The organism is Curvibacter sp. GW821-FHT01G03 (assembly GCF_059422285.1).
This window is the reverse complement of the sequence record NZ_JBWKWP010000024.1, coordinates 24,347-47,216: the sequence shown is the minus strand read 5'-3', so window position 1 is coordinate 47,216 and position 22,870 is coordinate 24,347. Positions and strand designations below refer to the sequence as shown.

At 66.9% G+C, this 22,870-nt stretch carries 20 protein-coding genes; 7 read left to right on the top strand and 13 right to left on the bottom strand.

Translation table 11 applies throughout. The features are described 5' to 3' along the window. Nucleotides 1–18: 18 nt before the first annotated feature. Nucleotides 19–1,356 carry an ammonium transporter gene (locus tag AC07VS_RS25755; RefSeq protein ID WP_494752390.1) on the bottom strand — a complete coding sequence of 446 codons (1,338 nt, stop codon included), beginning with the start codon at nt 1,354–1,356 and terminating at the stop codon, nt 19–21. Nucleotides 1,357–1,690: 334 nt separating this feature from the next. Between AC07VS_RS25755 and AC07VS_RS25750 the strand changes: the two genes are divergently transcribed. Then, the gene (locus tag AC07VS_RS25750) at nt 1,691–2,449 is read left to right on the top strand and encodes a sulfite exporter TauE/SafE family protein (protein ID WP_492350074.1); all 759 of its coding nucleotides are present in this window, start codon (nt 1,691–1,693) and stop codon (nt 2,447–2,449) included. 39 nt (nt 2,450–2,488) lie between these two features. On the opposite strand, the gene mrdA is transcribed toward AC07VS_RS25750, so the two are convergent. The 4 genes from mrdA to AC07VS_RS25730 all read right to left on the bottom strand — a co-directional run bounded on the left by mrdA (nt 2,489) and on the right by AC07VS_RS25730 (nt 7,030). Then, nucleotides 2,489–4,471 (bottom strand): penicillin-binding protein 2, encoded by a 1,983-nt coding sequence (gene mrdA, locus AC07VS_RS25745; protein ID WP_492350075.1) that lies wholly within the window; start codon nt 4,469–4,471, stop codon nt 2,489–2,491. Continuing rightward, a complete protein-coding gene (mreD, locus tag AC07VS_RS25740; protein ID WP_492350076.1) occupies nt 4,468–4,989 on the bottom strand; it encodes a rod shape-determining protein MreD in 522 nt (173 codons plus the stop codon). Before mreD ends, mrdA begins: the two co-directional genes overlap by 4 nt. Then, nucleotides 4,986–5,903, bottom strand: a complete 918-nt coding sequence (mreC, locus tag AC07VS_RS25735) for a rod shape-determining protein MreC (protein WP_492350077.1) — start codon at nt 5,901–5,903, stop codon at nt 4,986–4,988. Before mreC ends, mreD begins: the two co-directional genes overlap by 4 nt. 83 nt (nt 5,904–5,986) lie before the next feature. Continuing rightward, complete coding sequence (locus tag AC07VS_RS25730) at nt 5,987–7,030, bottom strand: rod shape-determining protein (RefSeq protein WP_019577858.1); 1,044 nt, start codon at nt 7,028–7,030, stop codon at nt 5,987–5,989. 235 nt (nt 7,031–7,265) lie between these two features. On the opposite strand from AC07VS_RS25730, the gene gatC reads away from it, so the two are divergent. From gatC to gatB, 3 genes are read left to right on the top strand one after another with little or no spacing between them, the layout of a single operon-like run. Next, nucleotides 7,266–7,565, top strand: coding sequence for an Asp-tRNA(Asn)/Glu-tRNA(Gln) amidotransferase subunit GatC (gene gatC / locus AC07VS_RS25725; RefSeq protein ID WP_019577859.1), 300 nt, complete (start codon nt 7,266–7,268; stop codon nt 7,563–7,565). Nucleotides 7,566–7,577: 12 nt separating this feature from the next. After that, a complete protein-coding gene (gatA, locus tag AC07VS_RS25720; RefSeq protein WP_492350078.1) occupies nt 7,578–9,071 on the top strand; it encodes an Asp-tRNA(Asn)/Glu-tRNA(Gln) amidotransferase subunit GatA in 1,494 nt (497 codons plus the stop codon). A gap of 2 nt (nt 9,072–9,073) precedes the next feature. Further along, nucleotides 9,074–10,525: an Asp-tRNA(Asn)/Glu-tRNA(Gln) amidotransferase subunit GatB gene (gene gatB, locus AC07VS_RS25715; protein ID WP_494752389.1), complete on the top strand. Its 1,452-nt coding sequence runs from the start codon at nt 9,074–9,076 to the stop codon at nt 10,523–10,525. A 59-nt stretch (nt 10,526–10,584) separates the two neighbouring features. Here gatB and AC07VS_RS25710 read toward each other — a convergent pair whose 3' ends face one another. Next, nucleotides 10,585–11,208, bottom strand: coding sequence for a DUF4124 domain-containing protein (locus AC07VS_RS25710; RefSeq protein WP_494752388.1), 624 nt, complete (start codon nt 11,206–11,208; stop codon nt 10,585–10,587). A gap of 3 nt (nt 11,209–11,211) precedes the next feature. Beyond that, nucleotides 11,212–11,910, bottom strand: coding sequence for an orotate phosphoribosyltransferase (gene pyrE, locus AC07VS_RS25705; protein ID WP_492350081.1), 699 nt, complete (start codon nt 11,908–11,910; stop codon nt 11,212–11,214). A 10-nt stretch (nt 11,911–11,920) separates the two neighbouring features. Here pyrE and AC07VS_RS25700 point away from each other — a divergent pair, with 10 nt between their 5' ends. After that, complete coding sequence (locus AC07VS_RS25700; protein WP_492350082.1) at nt 11,921–12,709, top strand: exodeoxyribonuclease III; 789 nt, start codon at nt 11,921–11,923, stop codon at nt 12,707–12,709. 164 nt (nt 12,710–12,873) lie between these two features. Beyond that, the gene (locus tag AC07VS_RS25695; RefSeq protein ID WP_494752387.1) at nt 12,874–13,863 is read left to right on the top strand and encodes a Tim44 domain-containing protein; all 990 of its coding nucleotides are present in this window, start codon (nt 12,874–12,876) and stop codon (nt 13,861–13,863) included. Between the two features lie 10 nt (nt 13,864–13,873). Here AC07VS_RS25695 and AC07VS_RS25690 read toward each other — a convergent pair whose 3' ends face one another. Then, the gene (locus tag AC07VS_RS25690; protein WP_492350084.1) at nt 13,874–14,758 is read right to left on the bottom strand and encodes a LysR family transcriptional regulator; all 885 of its coding nucleotides are present in this window, start codon (nt 14,756–14,758) and stop codon (nt 13,874–13,876) included. A 372-nt stretch (nt 14,759–15,130) separates the two neighbouring features. Between AC07VS_RS25690 and AC07VS_RS25685 the strand changes: the two genes are divergently transcribed. Continuing rightward, on the top strand, nt 15,131–17,086 hold the full coding sequence (locus AC07VS_RS25685) for a GspE/PulE family protein (protein ID WP_492350085.1): 1,956 nt from the start codon (nt 15,131–15,133) through the stop codon (nt 17,084–17,086). A gap of 27 nt (nt 17,087–17,113) precedes the next feature. Here AC07VS_RS25685 and AC07VS_RS25680 read toward each other — a convergent pair whose 3' ends face one another. Genes AC07VS_RS25680 through dalD form a run of 5 tightly spaced genes read right to left on the bottom strand, consistent with a single transcriptional unit; the run spans nt 17,114 to nt 22,846 of the window. Then, complete coding sequence (locus AC07VS_RS25680) at nt 17,114–18,142, bottom strand: PfkB family carbohydrate kinase (RefSeq protein WP_492350086.1); 1,029 nt, start codon at nt 18,140–18,142, stop codon at nt 17,114–17,116. Nucleotides 18,143–18,197: 55 nt separating this feature from the next. After that, on the bottom strand, nt 18,198–19,661 hold the full coding sequence (xylB, locus tag AC07VS_RS25675) for a xylulokinase (RefSeq protein WP_494752386.1): 1,464 nt from the start codon (nt 19,659–19,661) through the stop codon (nt 18,198–18,200). Between the two features lie 12 nt (nt 19,662–19,673). Beyond that, nucleotides 19,674–20,597 carry an AraC family transcriptional regulator gene (locus AC07VS_RS25670; RefSeq protein ID WP_492350088.1) on the bottom strand — a complete coding sequence of 308 codons (924 nt, stop codon included), beginning with the start codon at nt 20,595–20,597 and terminating at the stop codon, nt 19,674–19,676. 48 nt (nt 20,598–20,645) lie between these two features. Further along, entirely contained in the window at nt 20,646–21,434 is a 789-nt protein-coding gene (locus AC07VS_RS25665; protein ID WP_494752385.1) for an L-iditol 2-dehydrogenase, read from the bottom strand. Then, entirely contained in the window at nt 21,431–22,846 is a 1,416-nt protein-coding gene (gene dalD / locus AC07VS_RS25660; protein ID WP_494658479.1) for a D-arabinitol 4-dehydrogenase, read from the bottom strand. The genes AC07VS_RS25665 and dalD overlap by 4 nt, the downstream gene beginning before the upstream one ends. Nucleotides 22,847–22,870: the final 24 nt, after the last annotated feature.

Genomic DNA, 22,870 nt, shown 5'->3' with positions numbered 1-22,870 from the left:
GGCAGCGGGGACGCAAGCTCATGCCCCCAGGTGCTCTCGGTGCTGGGCCACATCCAGGCCCCCTTGCTCACTGGCCTCGTCCACCCGCAGGCCCACCAACACGCGGGTCAGCCCCAGCACCACCCAAGTCATCACCAAGCTGTAACCCAGCACCGCCACAGCCCCCAGGGCCTGCACCACGAGTTGCCCCTTGGCCCCACCCACCACCGGGTTGGCCAGCAAGCCCGTCATCAGGCAGCCCACCAGGCCCCCGATGCCATGAACGCCAAAGACGTCCAGTGAGTCGTCGGCGCGCAGCAGCCGCTTCAGGCCGGTGGCCCCCCAATAGCAGGCCAGCCCAGCCACCGCACCGATCAGCACGGCCGAGGCCGGTGTCACATAGCCCGAGGCGGGGGTGATGGCCACCAGCCCCGCCACCACCCCGGAGCACAGGCCCAGCAGCGAAGGGCGGCGGCGCCGCACCCACTCCCCCAGCATCCAGGCCAGCGCACCGGCACAGGCCGCCAGGTGGGTGACCAGCATGGCCAGGCCGGCACGGCCATCGGCGGCCAGCGCCGAGCCGGCATTGAAGCCAAACCAGCCCACCCACAGCAGGCCCGTGCCCACCATGGTCAAGGCCAGGCTGTAGGGCTCAAAAGGCTCCCGCCCGTAACCCTGGCGCGGCCCCAGCACATAGGCACAGACCAGACCAGCCGCACCGGCGTTGATGTGCACCACCGTGCCACCGGCAAAATCCAGCGTGCCCAGCTGGGCCATCCAGCCCCCGGGCTCCCAGGCCCAATGGGCCACCGGGGCGTACACCAGCAGCGACCACAGGCCGGCAAACCACAGCAGGGCAGAAAACCGCATGCGCTCGACCAGGGCCCCCACGATCAAGGCCGGCGTGATGACGGCGAAGGTCAGCTGGAACATGGCGAACACCGACTCGGGCACATGCGGCGCCAGATGGCTCACCGCCACCTGGGCCCCCTCTTTCACGTAGTCCATGCCTGCAAAGCCGGCCCGCGCCCATGAGCCCAACCAGGGCGTGCCCGGCGTGAAGGCCAGCGAATACCCCAACCCCAGCCACAGCAGGCTGACCAGGGCCGCCACCGCCAGCACGCTGGCCATGGTGTTGATCACGTTCTTGCGCCGCACCATCCCGGCGTAGAACAAGGCCAGGCCCGGCAGGGTCATGAGCAGCACCAGGGCGGTGGCGCTCAGCATCCAGGCCGTGTCGGCCGGGTTCAGGCTGGCCTCGGGCACCAGGCCCGGGCGGCTGATCGCCAGCGCCGACTCGGCCCGCACCGAACAGGCCAGACAGGCCCAGCCCAGCGTCCCAATCACCTTGCTGTTTCCCAACACTCTTGCGCGCATCCTGCCTCCAGGGGTTCTTCTGACGCACAAGCTGCATGACTCATGCCAGGGGCTGAACGGGGCCTGCAGCACGATTGGGGGCAGGGAAACCCCCAATGCACCGAAATGGTCCAAAGTTATACATTTCATGCACTCGCGACGGGCACACAGTGACCTGTCATGGCGGGGGATCGAGGAGACAAACCTTCAAAACAACCAGAACATCATCTGGACGGTGCTCAAAGAAGCTGCCGCAACCTGACAAAGGCGCCCAACCGGGCGCCTTTTTTATTGGCTGAAACGCCTCCGACCCGATCAGCCGATCCCCCCGGCAGGCGATGCGACAATCCGCCCAATGGACTTCTTTCTTGTATCGCTGGCCTCGTTGCTGGCAGGATTCATCGATTCGATCGTCGGCGGCGGCGGCCTGGTCCTGGTACCAGCCCTGTTCGCCATCTACCCCACCACGCCACCGGCCACCCTCTTCGGCATCAACAAGAGCGCCTCGATCTGGGGCACAGGCATCGCCACCTGGCAGTACCAGCGCCGCGTGAGCCTGCGCTGGCCCACCGTGTTGCCCGCCGCAGCCGCGGGCTTTGCCGGGGCCTTTGCGGGGGCCTGGGCCGTGACCCAGATCTCGCCCGAGTTTCTGCGCCGCCTGCTGCCCCTGATCCTGCTTGGTGTGCTGGCCTACACCCTGGCCCGCAAGGAACTCGGACGTCACCATGCACCGCGCTTTGCGGGCCTGCATGAGACCGCCGCCATCAGCCTGATCGGCTTGGTGATCGGTTTCTACGATGGTTTCTTCGGCCCGGGCACGGGCAGCTTCTTTGTCTTTTTGCTGGTGCGCTGGCTGGGCTACGACTTTTTGAACGCGTCGGCCAATGCCAAGCTGCTGAACACCGCCACCAACCTGGCCGCACTGATCCTGTTCAGCCTCAAGGGCCATGTGTGGTGGCACTACGCGCTGCCGCTGGCGGCGGCCAATGTGCTGGGCAGCGTGCTGGGCACGCGGCTGGCCCTCAAACATGGGGCAGGCTTTGTGCGCGGCGTGTTCATCGCCGTGGTGTCGCTCCTGATCCTCAAGACGGGCTACGACGCCTTCCTGCGCTGAGGCCGGCGGGCCGCGGCACGCCGCCGCCCGCTCGGTGCGTCAACGGCTGCTGCCGCGCGCCGGCAGTTGGCCCTGCGACAGATCGGGCAACCCGGGCACTTCCGACACCTTGCGCGGGGTGCCTATCGGGGTCTGGGCCTGGCCGGCCTGCACGGCGGCCAGGTCCGGCTCGCTGGGGTATTGCTGCATCAGCCAGTAGTCGAACACCCGGCGTGCGATGGGCGCTGCCGTGGCCCCACCCCAGCCCGCGTTCTCGACCACCATGGCCAGGGCGATCTGCGGGTCCTGGGCCGGTGCAAAGGCCATGTACAGCGCGTGATCGCGGTAGCGCTCGGACAGCTTGGCGGCGTCGTATTTTTCGTTTTGCTTGACCGTCACCACCTGGGCGGTGCCGGTCTTGCCGGCGGCCACATAGCCAGCGCCCCGGAAGGCCGTGGCCCCGGTGCCCTCGGTGTTCACACCCACCAGCGCATTGCGAATGACAGCGATGTTGGCGGGCTTGGCGGTCAGCTCGGCCTTGATTTCCTGCTGGGTGTCTTGCGACTGGCGCGTCACCACATCGGTCACCTGGCGGACCAGGTGCGGCTTCATCTTGACGCCATTGTTGGCCAGCACGCCGGTGGCCGTGGCCAGTTGCAGCATGGTGAAGTTGTTGTAGCCCTGGCCAATGCCCAGCGAGATGGTCTCGCCCGAGTACCAACGCTTCTGCTCAGGACGCTTGTAGGCGTTGCGCTTCCAATCGGTGGAGGGCAGGATGCCGCGCACCTCACCAAAGATGTCGATGCCGGTGAGCGCACCAAAGCCGAACTTCTGCATCTCGTCGTGGATCAGGTCCACGCCCATGTCGTTGGCCAGCATGTAGTAATAGGTGTCGCACGACTGCACGATCGACTTGTACATGTCCACCGTGCCATGGCCGCCTTCCTTGTCATCGCGGAAGCGGTGGTTGCCGAACATGAAATAGCCCGGGTCGTAGATCGTCTGCTGGGGCGTGCGCTTGCCCGTCTCCAGCGCGGCCAGGGCCATGAAGGGCTTGTAGGTGGAGCCTGGCGGGTAGGTGCCACGCAAGGCCCGGTTCAACAGGGGCTTGTCGGGTGACTCGTTGAGGGCCTGCCAATTCTCCTGGTCGATGCCGTCCACGAACAGGTTGGGGTCGAAAGTGGGCTTGCTGACAAAGGCCAGCACCTCGCCGGTCTTGGGGTCCAGTGCCACCAGGGCACCCCGGCGCTCGCCGAACAGGTCTTCGACCAGCTTCTGCAGCTTGATGTCGATCGACAGCATCACGGTGTTGCCCGGTGTGGCCGGGTGGCTGGCCAGGCGCCGCACGGCGCGGCCACCGGCCGAGGTCTCCATCTGCTCGACACCGGTGATGCCATGCAACTGCCGCTCGAAGCTCTGCTCCACGCCCAGCTTGCCGATGTACTCGGTGCCTCGGTAGTTGGCTTCGTCGTCCGAATCCTGGATGTCTTCCTTTTCCCTTTGGTTGACGCGGCCGATGTAGCCGATCACGTGGCTGGCCAGCGGCCCATAGGGGTAGTTGCGAAACAGCCGGGCCTTGATCTCGACGCCCGGAAAGCGGAAGCGCTGGGCGGCAAAGCGAGCCACCTCTTCGTCTGACAGCCGGGTGCGGATGGGCAGCGACTCGAAGCTCTTGGACTCTTCGACCAGCTTCTTGAAGCGACGCCGGTCGCGGGCCTGGATGTCGACCACGGTGGCCAGGCCATCGATCACCTCGTCCAGCGGGCCGGCCTTGGAGGGCGTGATCTCCAGCGTGTAGGCCGAGTAATTGGTGGCCAGCACCACGCCATTGCGGTCCACGATCAGGCCGCGGTTGGGCACGATGGGCACCACCGCGGTGCGGTTGTTCTCAGCCTGCTCGGCCAGGTCCTCGTGACGCACCACCTGCAGGTAGATCAGGCGGGCCACCAGCAAAGAGAAACAAATCAACACCACCGCGCCCGCCGCCACCACACGGGTGCGGAAGCGCCACAGGTCGACCTCGACGTTGCGCAGCTCGGTCATAGCGGCCGGTTTTCATCGCGATCCGGCGGACGCCGTTGAGGCGCCAGCAGCACCCAGGACGCCAGCGGCCACAGCAAGGCCTCGAGCGTGCCCGCCAGCAGGAACCAGAAACCCGGAAAGATGCCGCCCAGCAGCACCCGCAAAGCCAACTCGACCAGGTGCGCGCCCAGGAACAATGGCAGCAACTGCAGCGCCTGCGACGGCACACTGAACCACAGCAGGCGGCGCTGCATCTGCGTGGCCAGGTAACTCAAGCCGGCATAGACCAGGGCATGCTGCCCCAGCAGCGCCGACTGGTGCACGTCCATGACCAGGCCCAGCACAAAACCCGCGCCAATGCCCACCCGCTGGGGCTGATGCACCGACCAGAACATCAGCAACAGCAGCAGCACATCGGGCATGCCCGGCATGCGGCCCAGCGGCAGCAGGTTGACCAGCAGGCCCACCACCACGGAGGTCCAGATGAAGACCGGATTGGCTGGCAGCAAAAGCTGCTGGCCGCTCGCTTTGCCCATCATTTGCGGCCTCCCTTGCGCTGCGGTGCGGCGGGTTCGGGCTGCGGCCGCGGCGGCACCTGGTCGCCCAGGGGGCTCAGCACCATCACGTGACGCGACGCCATCACCAGGCCCAGGGGCACGCAATGGATGCGCGCAAAGGCCGAATCGGCCCGGCGCTCCACCTTGTCCACCCGGGCCACCGGCAGGCCGGGCGGGTAGACGCCGTCGACCCCGCTGGTGGACAGCAGATCGCCGGCCTGCACATCCGCATTGGCAGGCATGTAGCGCAGCTCCAGGCCGCCACCGTTGGCGATCGGGTCGCCATAGGCCACGCTGCGCGCGCCGGTGCGGGTGTTGAGCACAGGAATCGCGAAATCGCGGTCGATCACCAGGGTCACCTCGGCCAGCAGCGGGTCGACCCGTGTCACCTGGCCCAGCACCCCGGCCTCGTCGATCACCGGTGAGCCCAGCGCCACGCCCTTGAGCTGCCCGCGGTCGATGATGACGCGGCGGGTGTAGGGGTCGGGCGCGTCGTACAGCACCTCGGCCGCCTGGGCCTCGGATTTGAATCGCTCATGCAGCCCCAGCAGCTCGCGCAGGCGGGTGTTCTCCTGCTGCAGTTGCTCGACCTGGTTGGCGCGCTGCGACTGCAAGGCCAGCTTGCGGCGGGCCTCTTCTTCGATCGCCTGTGCCGAATTCAGCGACTCGAAGTACTCAGCCGCCGATTGGCTTGCCCGCACCGGTTGCAAGGCCACCCATTGCAGCGGGTACAAGGCCGTGTCGACCGCCGCCCGCAGAGGGTGCGTCAGGTGAAAGCGCGCATCGGCCACCATCAGAAACACCGACAAGGCGCTGAAGAACAACAGCCGGGTCAGCGGTGTTGGCCCTTGCCGGAAAAGCGACGGCGCGTTGCGGTCCAGGGTTCCCAGAGGCATGTTCGGCTAGACCCAGGTGTCACCAGAATCGCAAAAAGCCGGCCGCCTGAACGACGAACCGGCTTGGTGCGGACATGGTGGTGTTATTCGCTCGTGAAGATGCTGCCCAGACGGTCCATGCGCTCCAGCGCGATGCCGCAACCGCGCACCACGCAGGTCAGCGGGTCTTCGGCGACCAGCACCGGCAGGCCGGTTTCCTCGGCCAGCAGGCGGTCCAGGTCGCGCAGCAAAGCACCACCGCCGGTCAGCATCATGCCGCGGTCGGCAATGTCGGCGCCCAGTTCGGGCGGGGTTTGTTCCAGCGCGTTCTTGACGGCCGAGACGATCTGGTTGAGCGGGTCGGTCAGCGCCTCCAGCACTTCGTTGCTGGAGATGGTGAAGCTGCGCGGCACGCCTTCGCTGAGGTTGCGGCCCTTGACTTCCATCTCGCGCACTTCAGAGCCCGGGAAGGCCGAACCGATCTGCTTCTTGATGGCTTCAGCGGTAGGCTCGCCGATCAGCATGCCGTAGTTGCGGCGGATGTAATTGATGATGGCCTCGTCGAACTTGTCGCCGCCCACGCGGACCGAGCCCTTGTAGACCATGCCGCCCAGCGAGATCACGCCGACTTCGGTGGTACCGCCACCAATGTCCACCACCATCGAGCCGCTGGCTTCGGACACCGGCAGGCCGGCGCCGATGCCGGCCGCCATGGGTTCTTCGATCAGGTACACCGCGGTGGCACCTGCGGCCTCGGCCGCGTCCTTGATGGCGCGACGCTCAACCTGGGTGGAGCCACAGGGCACGCAGATGATGATGCGCGGGCTGGGGGCCAGCAACGTGCGCGGGTGCACCATCTTGATGAACTGCTTGATCATCTGCTCGGTGATCACGAAATCGGCGATCACGCCGTCTTTCATGGGGCGGATGGCCTCGATGTTGCCAGGCACCTTGCCCAGCATGGCCTTGGCCTCACGGCCCACGGCCTGGATGACCTTCTTGCCGTGCGGGCCGCCTTCATGGCGGATGGCGACCACAGAGGGTTCGTCCAGCACGATGCCCTTGTCGCGGGCAAAGATCAGGGTGTTGGCAGTGCCAAGGTCAATGGCAAGGTCGGTGGAGAAATACCGACGGAAGGCTCCAAACATTCAAAATCCTCTCAGGCACGGCATGCGCTTCGGCCCGCCGTCGCCTCAATTTTCGGGGTCAGTTACAGGGTCACCAGGGGTCAAAATGAGCGGTTTTTAGCTCAATTACCAGCACTTTGGGGGGTAACGCGACAAAGACGGGATAATACCCGATCCCCTGTGAATAACTTCCTCCGACCTCCTCGGAACACCGCTGCGACAGCGGCTTTTTTCAGATACCACCCGCTCAAACTCTATGGCCCTCACCTCTCAGGACATAGCCCGGATCGCCAACCTGGCCCGGCTGGAACTTCAACCTGCCGAAAGCGAGCGCATGCTCACCCAGCTCAATGGTTTCTTTGACATCGTCGAAAAAATGCGCGCTGTCGACACCACCGGTCTGGAGCCCCTGGCTCACCCGGTGGCCGCCATCCAGGAGGTGGCGCTGCGCCTGCGTGACGACATCGCCAGCGAGCCCAACCAGCGCGAGGCCAACCAGCAAAGCGCGCCCGCCGTCGAGCGGGGCCTGTTCCTGGTGCCCAAGGTGATCGAGTAAGGAATCGTTCGAATGACCTCCCCTGCATTGCATGACCTCAGCGTGGCCGAACTGGCCCGCCAGCTTCAGAAGCGTGAAGTTTCCGCCGTCGAGGCGGCCCAGCATTTTCTCGGCCGCATCCAGGCCGCACCTGAACTCGGGGCTTTTGTCGCCCTGAACGAAGAGGCCACCCTGGCCCAGGCCCGGGCCGCCGATGAGCGGATTGCGGCCGGCCAGGCCCGCGCCCTGGACGGTGTGCCGATTGCACACAAAGATATTTTTGTTACAAAGAGTTTCCCCAGCACCGCCGGCTCCAAGATGCTGGCGGGCTACCAGTCGCCGTTTGACGCCACCGTGGTCACACGGCTGGCCGATGCTGGCGCGGTGACCCTGGGCAAGCTCAACTGTGACGAGTTCGCCATGGGTTCGGCCAATGAGAACTCGGCCATCGCCCCGCTGGGCTTCGAGCAGCCCGCCCCGGTGCGCAACCCCTGGGACCGCAACCGCGTGCCCGGCGGCTCGTCGGGTGGCAGCGCCGCGGCCGTGGCGGCCCGCCTGGCCCCGGCCGTGACCGGCACCGACACCGGCGGCTCGATCCGCCAGCCCGCCAGTTTCTGCGGCATCACCGGCATCAAGCCCACCTATGGCCGGGCCTCACGCTACGGCATGATCGCCTTCGCCTCCAGCCTGGACCAGGCCGGCCCCATGGCCCGCAGCGCCGAAGACTGCGCCCTGCTGCTGTCGGCGATCTGCGGCCCCGACCCGGACCGCGACTCGACCTCGCTCGACGTGCCGGCCGAAGACTTTTCGCGTGGTCTGAACGACTCGATCGAAGGCCTGCGCATTGGCGTGCCGGCCGAGTTCTTTGGCGAAGGCCTGGCCCCTGATGTGCGTGCCGCCGTCGACGCCGCCCTGAAAGAGTATGAGAAGCTGGGCGCCACCCTGGTGCCGATCAGCCTGCCGCGCACCGAACTGTCCATCCCGGTCTACTACATCATCGCCCCTGCCGAGGCCAGCTCGAACCTGAGCCGCTTTGACGGCGTGAAGTTCGGCCACCGCGCCAAGGACTACGGCGACCTGACCGACATGTACAAGAAGACCCGCGCCGAAGGCTTTGGCGACGAGGTCAAGCGCCGCATCATGATCGGTGCCTATGTGCTGTCGCACGGTTACTACGACGCCTACTACCTGCAGGCGCAGAAGATCCGCCGCATGATTGCCGATGACTTCCAGCAGGCCTTCAAGCAATGCGACGTGATCGCCGGCCCGGTGGCCCCCACCGTGGCCTGGAAGCTGGGCGAGAAATCAGCCGACCCGGTGGCCAACTACCTGGCCGACATCTTCACCCTGCCCGGCTCGCTGGCCGGCCTGCCCGGCATGAGCCTGCCGGCCGGCTTCGGCGAAGGCGGCATGCCCGTGGGCCTGCAGCTGATCGGCAACTACTTCGGCGAAACCCGTCTGCTGAACGCCGCCCACCGCTTCCAGCAAGCCACTGACTTCCACCTCCGCCGTCCGGAGAGCATCTGATCATGAGCAGTCAACCCAAACTCGTGCACGGCTACGAAGTCGTGATCGGCTTCGAAACCCATGCCCAGCTCTCCACCCAGAGCAAGATCTTCAGCCGAGCGCCCACGGCCTTTGGTGCCGAACCCAACACCCAGGCCTGCGCCGTGGACCTGGCCCTGCCCGGCACGCTGCCGGTGATGAACAAGGGCGCCGTCGAACGCGCCATCGAGTTCGGCCTGGCGATCGGCTCGCACATCTCGCCCAAAAGCATCTTCGCGCGCAAGAACTACTTCTACCCGGACCTGCCCAAGGGCTACCAGATCAGCCAGTTCGAGATCCCGGTGGTGGTCGGCGGCCAGGTCGAGTTCTTCCTCGGTGACGAGAAGAAGACGGTGCGTCTGGTACGCGCCCACCTTGAAGAAGACGCCGGCAAGTCGCTGCACGAAGACTTCATCGGTCAGTCGGGCATCGACCTGAACCGTGCCGGCACGCCGCTGCTGGAGATCGTGACCGAGCCTGACATGCGCTCCAGCGACGAAGCCGTGGCCTACGCCAAAGAGCTGCACAAGATCGTCACCTGGATCGGCATCTGCGACGGCAACATGCAGGAAGGCAGCTTTCGCTGCGACGCCAACGTGTCGGTGCGCAAACCCGGCCAGCCCCTGGGCACCCGCCGCGAGATCAAGAACCTGAACAGCTTCAAGTTCATGCAGCAAGCCATCGACTACGAGGTGCGCTGGCAGATCGACCAGATCGAAGACGGCCATGCCATCCAGCAGGCCACCGTGCTGTTCGATCCCGACACCGGCGAAACCCGCGCCATGCGCACCAAGGAAGACGCAGCCGATTACCGCTACTTCCCGGACCCCGACCTGCCCCCACTGGTGATCGCCGACGAATGGGTGCAGCGCGTGAAGGCGGCCATGACCGAGCTGCCGCGCACCATGGCCGCCCGCTTCGTGGCCGATTACGGCCTGCCCGAGTACGACGCCACCACCCTGACCCAGAGCAAGGCCATGGCGGCCTACTTCGAGTCGGCGGCCAAGGCCAGCGGCCAGCCCAAACTGGTCAGCAACTGGGTGATGGGCGAGCTGTCGCGCCGCCTCAACAGCGGCGAAGCCAGCATCGAGACCGCTGCCGTGAGCGCGGCCCAGTTGGCGGCACTGGTCGCCCGCATTGCCGATGGCACCATCTCCAACAACGCCGGCAAGCAAGTGTTTGAAGCGCTCTGGAGTGGCGAGGCCAGCGAAGTCGACGCCGTGATCGAAGCCAAGGGCCTCAAGCAGATGAACGACTCGGGCGCGCTCGAGAAGATCATCGACGAGGTGATTGCCGCCAACGCCGACAACGTGGCGCAGTACAAGGCCGGCAAGGACAAGGCTTTCAACGCCCTGGTGGGCCAGGTGATGAAGGCCAGCAAGGGCAAGGCCAACCCGGGCCAGGTCAACGAACTGCTCAAGAGCAAACTGGCCTGAGGCCAGAGCGAGCGCCTACGCCTGTGTCAGCACCGGGGCCCGCACGGCCCCGGGTGCGCTCAGCGGGCGCCACCCCAGAGCAGGGTCAGGCGCGTCAGCTCGCGGTCAAAACGCTGATTGATGCGTTTTTTCTCCTGCGCCTGCTCCTCGATGAAACGCAGTTGCGCCTGCTCGGTCGCCAGGTTGTCCTGGCGCCGCATGCGCAGCGCCAAAGGTGCTTTGCTCGGGTCGTGGCGGTAAAACTCGAACTCGGTGTCAATGGCCTTGCGCTGGGCCTTGAGATCATCGATGCGACGCTGCGCCAACACCACCACCTCGTCAACCTGCTTCAGCGACTCGCCACGCTCCGCGTCGTGCGAAGCCCGGTCGGGGTAGCGCGCCAGCAGGGCGCGGTCGCGGCGCTTTTCTTCCAGGACCCGCGCCTGCTCCTCTTCGGCCTGGCGTTGGCGAGCCTCCTCTGAGGCACGCTCCTGAGCGGTCTGGCTGGGGGGAATCTGGCGTTTGACGGTCCCGCTGGGGTTGAGCTCGCGTTGCTCGCGGTCCAGGCACTCGGGAATGGGCCGGTCTGAGGTGATGCGACGGCCCTTGCCGTCCACGCAGGTGAAGATGGCTTGGGCATGGGCAAGCTGCAGTCCACTGTGGACTGCCAGCAAGCCCATCACGGCCCAAACCCTGATCGTCACTCTTTATCCTTCGCTGACTCCGTAGCGTTGGCGATAGGCCAGAACACGCTCGTGATCTGCCGCCGAACCACCCTGCCCGGTTTGTTGCAGATACTGTAACAAGTCCGCCAGCCTGGCGATGGCACAAACCTGCAAACCCAGCCGATCCCGGACATATTGCACAGCGCTGTAAGGCACGTCCTGCCCGTTTTCGGTGGCTTTCTCCTGACGGTCCAGGGCCAGGGCCACGGCATGGGGTTGGGCCCCGGCCGCCTGGATGATGGCAATCGACTCGCGCGCGGCAGTCCCGGCCGACATCACATCGTCCACGATCAGCACCCGCCCCTTCAACGGCGCGCCCACCAGGGTGCCGCCCTCGCCATGGTCCTTGGCCTCTTTGCGGTTGTAGGCAAAGGGCACGTTGCGGCCCAGGCGGGCCAGCTCGATCGCGACCGCCGCGGCCAGTGGAATGCCTTTGTAGGCCGGGCCAAAAATCATGTCGAACTCGATGCCGCTTTCCAGGATCCGTTTTGCATAGAATTCGGCCAGACGGCCCAGCTTGGCGCCATCGTCAAACAGCCCGGCATTGAAGAAGTAGGGGCTCAGGCGGCCCGCCTTGGTCTTGAATTCACCAAAGCGCAGCACCCCTGCATCCACCGCAAACTGCACAAAATCCTGGGCCAGCAGGTCTTGACCAGACCCTTGCACGCTCTCAACCACCATGGGGAATTCCTTGTTCAAATTAACCAGCCTCAATCTCAACGGCATCCGTTCGGCCACCACCAAGGGCGTCGAAGCCTGGATTGCGGCCACCCAGCCGGATTGTATTTGTGTGCAGGAGATCAAGGCCCAGGCCCCCGATCTGGCCGGCCGCTTCGAAGAGCTGGCGCAGCTCAAGGGGTACTTTCATCTGGCCGAGAAAAAGGGTTATTCAGGCGTGGGCGTCTACACCCGTCACGCGCCCAGCGACGTGGTGGTCGGCTTCGATGGCGGCGAGTTCGATGCCGAAGGTCGCTATGTCGAATTGCGCTTTGACACCCCCCAGCGCAAGTTCTCGGTCATCAGCAGCTACTTCCCCAGCGGCTCTTCGGGCGAGGAGCGCCAGCAGGCCAAGTTCCGCTTCCTGGCGCTGATGCACCCGCACTTGATGGCCCTGAAGCAACAGCGCGACTTCGTGCTGTGCGGCGACATCAACATTGCCCATCAGCAGGCCGACCTGAAAAACTGGAAGGGCAACCAGAAGAACAGTGGTTTTCTGCCCGAAGAACGCGCCTGGATGACCCAGTTGCTGGCCGATGGCGTGGTCGACGTCTACCGCCGCCTGCAGCCCGACACCACCGAGGCCTGCTACACCTGGTGGAGCAACCGCGGCCAGGCCTACGCCAAGAACGTGGGCTGGCGCCTGGACTATCACCTGGCCACCCCCGCCATCGCCGAGACCGCGCGCACCGAGGCCATCTACAAGGGCGAGAAGTTCAGCGACCACGCACCGATCACGGTGGAGTACGAGCTGGCGCTCTGACACCGCGCCGCCCATCGATGGCGCCCGGCCAGCCGCCAACGGGCTGCGCCACACCGGATTTGATTCAGGTTTTTTAGGAATGAGGATCCACTAAACCCAGCTTTTTTTTGAGCGTCTTCCTGCTTACGCTGCGCCCAGGATCATTTTTCATCCAGGAGCAGACCATGAAGAAACTCTTAACCGCACTGGCCGTGGTGCTGTCGCTGGGCCTGGCGACCGCCTCCATGGACGCCGAGGCCGCCAAACGCATGGGCGGCGGCAAGTCCGTCGGCACCCAACGCGAAGCGGTGCAGAACAAGGCCCCGTCCAGCCCGGCCGCCCAGGCCAGCCCCAGCGCGACGCCCGCAACAGCGGCCGTGCCGGCCGCTGTTGCGGGCACGGCCGCGGCCCGCAAGCCCTCCTGGGCCGGGCCGCTGGCCGGCCTCGCCGCCGGCCTGGGCCTGGCGGCCTTGGCCTCGCACTTCGGCTTTGGCGAGCAGTTGGCCTCCATGATGATGATGGGCTTGCTGGCCGTCGCCGTCATGGCCGTGATCGGCTTCGTGCTGCGCCGGCGCGCCCAGGGCAGCCCGGGCACTGGCCAAGCGGCTCCAGGCCTGATGCCGGCCGCCATCGGTCCTCAAGTCGCCCCAGGGGTCGGCCCCGGTGCGCCCTACGCCACCGCGCCTCAAGCCACGCAGCCGCAGAACGCCTACAAAGTTGCGACGCCATCCAGCCCACTGGGCACCGGGTCCGGCTCGCTCATCGGCTCGGCCCTGCAACCGGTGGCTCAACAAGCCGCGATTCCGGCGGACTTCGATCGGGCGGGCTTCGAGCACCATGCCAAGTCCAACTTCGTCCGGCTCCAGGCGGCCTATGACAGCGGCCAGCTTGACGCCCTGCGCGAGTTCACCACGCCGGAGATGCTGGCCCAATTGCAACAGGAATTCGGAGAGCGTGGCGCAGCCCCGCAACGCGGTGAAGTCCTGCAACTCGAGGCCCAGGTGCTCGACGTGGCGCAAGAACCCCCGCGCTACCTGGTGAGCGTCCGCTTCACCGGCTTCATCCGCTACGGCGCGGGCATCGACGATGAGGTGTTCGACGAGGTCTGGAACCTGAGCAAGCCCCTGGCAGGCGCCGGCGGCTGGGTGCTGGCCGGGATCCAGCAGACCGCCTGAGAGCCCGGCCTCAGGCCGCCGCCTGCAGCAGCCGCTGCACGATGGGGTGCTGCACCTTGCGCTCGGTGCCAATGGCATAGAAATGCTCGGTCACCCCCTCGCAAGGGCCAATGCGGCGCACCGGGTAGTGGGACTGCAGATCCTCATGCGCCAGCTCGGAAGCCGGAAACACCCCCATGCCACTGGCGCCGAAGGTCTTCAGCAGCGCACTGTCCTCGAACTCACCGACCACCCGGGGCCGCACCCCCTGCTGCTCGAACCACTGATCCAGGCGGGCCCGCAAGGCCGTGTGGCCCGTGGGCAGCAGCACCGGCACATCGGCCAGGCTGGCCGGGAAGTGGCGGCTGCAAGACTGGGCCATGGCCGCCGTGCCATACCAGGCGATCGACGAGGTGCCCATGAGGTGGCTGTAGAGCTTGATGTTCGGATTGACGGGTGCCGGCCGGTCGGACAGCACCACATCGAGCCGGTGCAGCGCCAATTCACCGAGCAGGTCGTCCAGTTCGCCTTCATGGCACAGCAGGCGCAGGTGCGTGACCTCCATGATCGGGTTCAAGAGGCTGCGCACCACCAGCTTGGACAAGCCGTCACAAATCCCCACGGCCAGCCGCACCATGGGCGCGCTGACCGCATCGCGCACGCGGGTGGGCAGGCTCTCGCCGAGCTGGAAGATCTGGTCCGCCTGCTGCATGGCGGCCATGCCCGCATCGGTCAGCACCAGCCCTCGCCCGGCCGGCTTGAGCAGCGCATAGCCCAACGAACGCTCCAGCTCTCGGACCTGGGCACTGATGGTCTGCACCGCCATGCCCAACCGCTCGGCCGCCTTGGAGATACCGCCCTCCTTGGCGACCACCCAGAAGTAATACAGGTGCTTGTAATTGAAAGAGGCGCTCATGACGAAAGCTCTGTATTTTCAGGAACCTTGATGCGAAATTATCTGCTTTCAATGAAGTCATTGCCCCCCAGTCTTTGAGACGCCATTCACTCACTGGAGATCGTCATGCAGGTCATTTTCGAGCCTCGCCCCCTGACGGCACCGGGCCGCACGAGCAGGCCGTGAGCACAGTGGGGGCCGGCGAAGTCGCCATGCCCCTGCCTGCCGAGGTCTGATAACACACCCAGGCTCACACAAGCTTTAACATATAGTTACATCACGCGCTGACCCTGTGCTGCACAGGGCCCGGGAAGGACGCGATCAGGTGACAGGGCCCCAGCAAGAAGGGCCAGGACCTGAAACCCACCAAGTCCTTTTTTTGATCGCGCCTTCATGACTGCACCGCCAGCCACCGCTTTGAACCCACCTCTGCGCCCCGCGACCAGCCGCGAACTCTGGGACGGCCTGCATGCCCACCACCCCACCCTGAGCCGGGCCCGGCACCTGGGTGAGGCCCTGCAGCAAAGCGGGCTGGTCGGACGCGCCACCATCGAAAGCGCCCTGGCCCACCAGCAAAAGCAACGGCACAACGCCCCCGCGGGTGAACACCAGGACAGGACCCTGCTCGGCCAGATTCTGGTGCGCAACGGCATTCTGAGCGAGGCGCAATTGCAGGCCGCCATTGCGGCCTGGCTGGGCAGCCCCGTGATCGACCCGCGCCAGCTCTCACCCGACCCCGCCGCACTGGCCCTGGTGCCCCACCATGTGGCCGAGCGTGAATCCGTGCTGCCGCTGCTGCTCGAAGACGAGGTGCTGGTGCTGCTGATGGCCGACCCCTGGGATCAGCGCCTGCTCGATGAGCTGCGCTTCCTGACCCAGCACCGCCTGCTGCCGGCCCTGGCCGCCCCCGGTACCTTGCAGCCCACCATCGCGCGCTTCTATCCGCGTCGGACCGGCACCACCGGACCAACGGGCACCCCGGCCACGGCGGACGCCCCCAAGGTGCTCGACGCGCACGCGCTGGCCAGTGAACTGGCGCCTGCCGGCGACGTGGAAACCCACGTCGACCCGACCCAGGTCAGCGAATCGGACAACACCCTGGTGCGCCTGATCAACACCCTGATCAGCGAGGCCCAGGCCCACCGGGCCTCGGACATCCACATCGAGATGCAGCCCGCACCGGCACCGGTGCGCATCCGGCTGCGCGTGGATGGCCGCCTGATCAACTACCTCGAAGTGCCCTGCCACTGGCGTTTCGCACTCGTCACCCGGCTCAAGATCATGGCCGGGCTGGACATCTCGGAGCACCGCAAGCCGCAGGACGGCAAGATCGACTTCTCGCGCTTTGGCAACTCACGCCTGGAGATGCGCATGGTCACCGTGCCCACCTCGCAGGGCCTGGAGGACGTGGTGCTGCGCCTGTTGGGCAGCCACCGCCCGCTTCCGCTGGACAGCATCGGCCTGAACCCCGACAACCTGCTGGCCCTGCGCGCCATGGCCCAGAAAAGCTACGGCCTGATCCTGGTCTGCGGCCCCACGGGCTGCGGCAAGACCACCACCCTGCACTCGCTGATCCGCGACATCAACACCGAGGACCGCAAGATCTGGACCGCAGAAGACCCGGTCGAGATCACCCAGGAGGGCCTGCGTCAGGTGCAGATCAACCCGCGCATCGGCTGGACCTTTGCCGCCGCCATGCGCACCTTTTTGCGTGCCGACCCCGACGTGATCATGATCGGCGAGATGCGCGACGAGGAGACCGCCCGCATCGCAATCGAGGCCTCGCTCACCGGCCACCTGGTGTTGTCCACCCTGCACACCAACTCGGCCCCCGAAAGCGTCGGGCGTCTGCTGGAGATCGGGCTCGACCCCTTCAACTTCTCCGACTCGCTGCTGGCCATCCTGGCCCAGCGCCTGGTGCGCCGGCTGTGCCCGCATTGCCGCGAAGCCCAGCCCGCCACCACCGAGGCACTGCAGGGCCTGGCCCGTCAGTACCTGCTCAGCGCCTGCGATGGTGTGGCCCAACCCAGCGCTGAAGATGTTCAGCACCAGGTCGAGCAATGGCAACACACCCACGGCCGGGGGCCACAAGGCCTGATGCTGTACCGCGCCCACGAAGCCGGCTGCCCGCACTGCGAGCACCATGGCTACCAGGGCCGGCTGGGGCTGCACGAGCTGATGCTGAGCAATGACACCATCCGCGGCCAGATCCGCCACCGCGCCAGCGGCAGCGAGCTGCGCCAGAGCGCCCTGGCCGCCGGCATGAAGACCCTGCGCCAGGACGGCATCGACAAGATGCTGCACGGCCTGACCGACCTGAACGAGGTGCTGGCGGCTACCAACCTGTGAGCGCCGCGGTGGCCGGGGCTTGAGCGCTCAGTGCGGCAGCGCCAAGGCCCGGGACTGCAAGCTGTGCTGCGCCCGCCAGGCCTGGGCCTCGGCCCAGTGTGGCGGCACACAGCCGCGCTGCTGCACGCACAGGCTGGCACAGGCCAGGGCATGGCCGAGCAGGGCCTGCGCATCGTCGCCCGACAAGCGCTGCAGGCGGTCGGCCCAGTTCGACGCCTCCAGCGGTGAAGGCAAGCGCTGCAGCAAGGCCGCCAGCAGGCCCGCCAGAAAGCTGTCGCCCGCCCCCACAGTATCGACCACTGTCAAGGCATCGGTCTCACGCGCCTGCCAGGCCGCCCCCGGCCCGGTCAACAGACAGGCCCCCTCGGCCCCCAGGGTCAGCAGCAGCCAAGGGCAGCCCGATTGGCGCTGCAAGTGCACTGCACGCTCCAGTGCCGTGTCGCCGGGCAGCGCCAGGTGCAGCAAGTCTTCGTCACTGACCTTCACGATGTGGGCCTGGGCCAGCACCGCCAGCACATGCTGTCGGTAGGCCTGCAGGTCCGGCATCACCGAGGGTCTCAGGTTGGCGTCCACCACCACACCGCGCCCGGCCGCACGCTGGGCTTGCAGCCAGGGCAGGTAGATGCCCGCATCGCGGGCATCCAGCGCCAGGCCGCCGGTGCAGACCAGCTCCAGGCTGTCATGAGGCCGCAGGGCCTGGGCCAGCCCCTGCGCACTGACCTGCCGGTCGGCCACGCCCTCACGGTAGAAGGCGTAATCAGGGTGCCCGTCGGCATTGAGCCCCACCAAGGCCAGCGAGGTGGCCTGGGGCACGGGCTCGGCTTGCGCGAGACGCACGCCATCGCGCAACAACTGGGCCTGCAGTTCACGGCCAAAGCGGTCACGTGAAAACGGGTTCAGGTACAGCGTGCCCACGCTCTGGCAGGCCAGGGCGCGGGCCAGGTTGTACACCGCCCCGCCCAGACAGGGTTGGTAGTGGCCGTCGGCCAGGCCCACCAGGTCAATCAAGGCTTCGCCGGCAACAGCCACGCGCAGTGGCAAAGGGGATTCGGTCATGGCAGTCGGGCAATGGGTTCGGAAGCGGGGTCCGTCACAGGGGTCAGGAAAAGGCTCAAAACAGGGCCTGCAGCGCCGGGTAGGCGGCTCGAAAACGTGGATGGCGCGCCTGCAGCAGCGCCTGCAGCTCGGGCTCAGGCTCGAAACAGGCCTGGGTGGGCAGGGCCTGGCACACGGTGGCTTCGTCGCCGCCATCGGCCAGCCAGGCCAGGCGTGCCGCGCCCAGGGCCGCCGCTGCATCGGCCCCGACGGGCCGCAGCAAGGGGCAGCCCAGGCCGCTGGCCAGCAGACCGGCCCAGACATCGCTGCGCGCCCCGCCCCCCACCAGCGAGAAGGCCGCTGGCGCTTGACTGGGCGACGGGCCCATCGCCTGCAGACCGTCAAGCAGGCCGAAGCCCACCCCCTCCATCACCGACCAGGCCAGATCCGCCGGCCCGTGGCGGCTGCGCAGGCCCAAGAACACGCCACTGGCCTGAGGATTGTTGTGAGGGGTGCGCTCGCCCCCGAGGTAGGGCAGAAACAAGGGCGCCTCGGCCCGCTCAGCCAGGCTCAAGCGACCTGCCAGGCGGCTCAGTTCGGCCTCATCGGCCACGCCGGTCAGGCGCCGCAGCCAACTCAGGGCACTGGCGGCGCTGAGCATCACCGACATCTGGTGCCAGCGCCCCGCCAGAGCATGGGCAAAGGTGTGCACGGCCTGATCCGTGAGGGGCCGGAACGCGTCGCAGACGCGGAACACCACGCCTGAGGTGCCCAGCGACACCAGCCCCTGCCCCGCCCGAACCGCCCCCACACCGATGGCGCTGGCGGCGTTGTCGCCCCCGCCCCCCGCCACCCGCACACCGGCCGGCAGGCCCCAGCGCTCGGCCAGCACGGGCCGCAGCAGGCCCGACACCTGATCGCCCTCGACCAGCCGAGGCATGTGCGACAGGCCCAGGCCACAGGCCGCCAGCAAGGGCTCGCTCCAGCAGCGCCGCCCCACATCCAGCCACAGCGTGCCCGAGGCGTCGGACATCTCGCTGACGGCCTCGCCCGTCATCTGCAGGCGCAGCCAGTCCTTGGGCAGCAACACGCGGCGCGTGCGCTCGAACAGCGCCGGCTCATGGCGGCGCAGCCACAGCAATTTGGGTGCGGTGAAGCCCGGCATGGCCAGGTTGCCGGCCACCGTGTGCAGCCCAGGGGCCAGGGCCTCCAGTTCGGCACATTCGGCTTCGCTGCGGCCGTCGTTCCACAGAATGGCCGGGCGCAGCACCCGGTCCTGGGCGTCGAGCAGCACGGCACCATGCATCTGGCCCGACAGGCCCAACGCCCGCACGCTGCCCCAGGCTGCCGGGGCCTGGGCGCGCAGGCGCTGCAGCGCCTGCTCCACCGCCTTCCACCAGGCCTGCGGGGCCTGCTCGCTCCAGCCCTCGCGGGGCTGTTGCAAGGTCAGGGCCGCGTCGGCACTGGCCATCATCCCCAGCTCAGGGTCGAGCAGGCAGGCCTTGACACCCGAGGTGCCGAGATCGATTCCGAGGTACATGGGCACAGCCTTTCAGGTCTTGAGGCCAAAGCGCTTGTCCACCTGGCGCCGGTACTCGCTGGGGGTCATGCCCTTGATGTCGAGAAAGCGCCGGTTGAAGTTGGCCATGTTGTTGAAACCCACTTCATAGGCAATGTGGGTGATGAGACGATCCGACTCCATCAGCAACTGGCAGGCGCGATTCACCCGCACATGGCTGACGAAGTCGGTGAAGGTGTTGCCGGTGGCGCGGCGGAAGAAGCGCGAGAAGCGGCTCTCGCTCATGTCCAGCTCTGCCGCCAGTTCGGTGGCCGACACCGGCTCGCTGAGGCGGTCGGTGATGCGCATCAGGATGGCATTGATCTGGTCGAGCTGGGCGTCGTTGTCCTCGCTCTGCAGCCGGGCGCTCGACAGCAGCCTGAAGTCGGTGCAGCGCCCCAACTCGGCCATGAAATCACAGAAGGCGGCAAACCGCGCCAGGCCCTGCAGGCGCTTGATGCGGTGCCAGTGCTCGGTCGCCTGCTGCTGCAGGCCGAAGAACTCGATGCCATGGCGGGCCCGCTCCAGCAGGGGCAGCAGCTCACGCAGCTCCGGAATCTGCTGGCTGCCCTGCTCGATGGGCTCATGGCGGAACTGGATCACCAGATCGCGCTGCGGCACACCGCCCTCGGGCACATCGACGCTCACCCAGTTGTGCGGCAGGCGCGGCCCGGTCAGCACCAGGTGGCCGGGCTGGAACTGGCCGATCCAGTCCCCCACAAAGGCCTTGCCGGTGGTGGCGGTGATCAGGTGCAGCTCGTATTCGTCGTGGTAGTGCCAACGGGCCAGCGGCGTGGGAAAGCCGTGCGACAGGCAGCGGATCAGCCCGACCTCATCGGGCGCCTCGTAGCCCAGCTCGGTCGGGCGGCTGTAGTCGTGTTCAAGCTCGGGCTTGAGCTGGCGGGGTTTGGTGGACATGGCGGCGCAGCAGGGTGGACTCGGAACAGGACGGACTCAGGACAAGGCTCAGGACATCACATTACCGCCATCGACGTTGAGGGTCTGGGCCGTGATGTAAGCCGCCTCGTCGCTGGCCAGGAACACGGCGGCCCCGCACAGGTCGGTGGGCTGGCCCATGTGCCCCAGAGGCACGGCGGCGCCCACCTGCTTTTTCTTTTCGCCCGGGGCCAGGTGCTCGTAGCGGGCGAACAGGGCATCGACATGCTGCCACATGGGGGTGTCGATCACGCCGGGCGAAATCCCGTTGACCCGGATGCCGTGCGGTGCCATGGCCAGGGCGGCACTCTGGGTGTAGCTGATGACGGCAGCCTTGCTGGCGCAGTAGTGCGACACCAGGGCCTCGCCCCGGCGCCCGGCCTGCGAGGCCATGTTGATGACTGCGCCGCCCTGCACGCCCTCGGCCACCATGTGGGCCAGCACCTTCTGCATCACAAAGAAGGCGCCCTTCACATTGACCGCAAAGATCCGGTCGTACATGGCCTCATGACTGTCGAGCAAGGGGGCCATGTCAAAAATGGCCGCGTTGTTGAACAAGGTGGTGATGGCCCCGTAGCGGCTGCGGGCCTGCTCGATCAGGGTGTCGATCTGGGCCAGCCGGGTCACATCGGCCTGCTGGTAGTGCAGGGCCTCGGGGTGGCGCTGCATCAGGGCCGCCAACTCGGGCGTGGGCTGGGCCCCGATGTCGGCCACGGTGCAGTGCGCCCCTTGGGCCAGGTAGGCCCCGGCCACCGCCAGGCCGATGCCGCCGGCGGCCCCGGTCAACAGGGCGTGCTTGTGCTTCAGTCGCTCGCTCATGCCTTTTGCTCCTCGATGAATTGGGTGACGCGCTGGCTGGCTTCGCGCAGGGCGGCCACCAGGCGGCGGTCGCCGGCCAGGTCGCCCCACAACGTGGGCAGGGCGGCGAACGCCCGTACCGGGTCGGCCGCCTCGCAGACGGTGTGGGCCTGGGCCGGGTCCATCGCCTGGTCCTGGTAGACGTAGTGAATGCGCCCCTGATGCCAGCGCTGCAGGTAGGCCAGGAACAGGGCCGGCAGCACCGCCACGCTGCGGATGCTGGCCCCTGCGGCCAGCCGCTCGCGCACCGTGGGCACGATGAAGCCCGGGATCTTCGAGAAGCCATCCATGGCCACGCGCTGGTTGGTGTCGGCGATGGCCGGGTTGCCGAAACGCTCCAGCACCACATCGCGGTAGCGGGCCAGGTCGATGGGGCTGGGGTGCTCGGGGGTGTCGAGCACCGGGATCACATCGTCGGTGACGTAGTCGTAGGCCAGGCGGCGGATCACCGGGTGCAGTGTGCCCTCGTGGATGCAGGTCAGGCCCAGCAGGGTACCGGCCCAGGCGATGCAGCTGTGGGTGGCATTGAGCAGGCGGATCTTGGCCTCTTCATGGGCCTGGACCGAGCCCACCATCTCGACCCCTACCCGCTCCCATTCGGGCCGCCCCGCCACAAAGCGGTCTTCGATCACCCACTGGATGAAGCTTTCGCCCATCAGGGCCGCCGGGTCGTCCACACCGGTGGCGGCAGCCACGCGCTCACGCACCGCGGGCGTGGGTCGCGGCGTGATGCGGTCGACCATGGCGTTGGGGCTGCTGGTGTGGCGCTGCACCCAGCCCGACAAGGCGGTGTCACCCAGCTGCTCGATGAACTGAAGCAGCCCGCTGCGGGAGCGGTCGCCGTTGTGGCGCAGGTTGTCGCAGTTCAGCAGGGTCACCGGGCCGCCTCCCAGGCGCATGCGCTCACGCAGGATGGCGCACAAGGCGCCGTAGATCGTGCTGCCGGCCCGGCCCTGCCGGGCGGCCAGCAGGTCGGCCTGCAAATCGGCCTGGGCCAGCTCCAGCCGGTTGGCCGAGTCGAGGTAGTAGCCCGCCTCGGTGACGGTGAAGGAGATGATGCCGGTGCGCGCGTCGCTCCCAAGCCGGATCAGCCCGCTGAGTGCCGGGTCGTACGGCACCACGGTCTGCAAAGCCGTGATGCGCTGATACACCCGCTCGCCTTGCGGGCTCACGGTCTCCAGGGTGTAGGCGCCGTGCTGGGCCTGCAGGGCCTCGATCGTGTCAGCCATGTCGGGGCGCAGGTTGCCGGCAGCCAGGGCCCAGCGGCGGTCGCCGAGTTGCTGCAACTGATGCAGGTAGACGGCCTGATGGGCGCGGTGGAATGAGCCCAGCCCCAGGTGGAGCATGAGGAAAGGGGTGTCGTGGTCGGCCATGGGAAAAAAGGAATGGGTCGGTCT